This is a genomic window from Stenotrophomonas sp. CASM106, from assembly GCF_049384825.1.
GTDB classification, from domain to species: domain Bacteria; phylum Pseudomonadota; class Gammaproteobacteria; order Xanthomonadales; family Xanthomonadaceae; genus Stenotrophomonas; species Stenotrophomonas muris.
Map to the genome: position 1 here is coordinate 1 of NZ_JBMRFS010000073.1, position 425 is coordinate 425.

Consider the following 425-nt stretch of genomic DNA (forward strand, 5'->3'; position numbering starts at 1 on the left):
GTACCGAGCCGCGCGAAATGTGCCCCTGGAAGCTGTCATCGGTGCCGTACACGCTGGTGCCGGAAATGGCAGTGCGCGACGGTGCCGGCCCGGCGCTGAGCTGGGCGCGCCAGCGCACGGGGCGGTCATTGCCCAGCCATACCACCTGCTGCACGCCCAGCGCCGCGGTGGTGCGCTGAACGCCGTCGCCCTGTGCATCCAGCGGATTGCCGGTGATACGGTCATGGCTGCCGGTGCTGAAACGCTGCACCAGCGCGACCGAGATGGCCGGACGGGTGCCATCGGCATTCGGCGCCTGCAGCAGATACTGCAGGCGTGCGGTGGTGTCACCGGCGCGGAAGCCGCTGCTGCGCGCACTGCCGGATTCGGAGCGCGAGGCACTCAGATTGACCTGGCCCATCACCCGGTCACTGAAGCCATAGATG

Annotated in this window: 1 pseudogene; it reads right to left on the reverse strand. The window is 68.7% G+C overall.

Annotated elements, in window-relative coordinates:
- Positions 1-425 (reverse strand): annotated as a pseudogene (locus VG556_RS22595) (hypothetical protein); the annotation flags it as partial.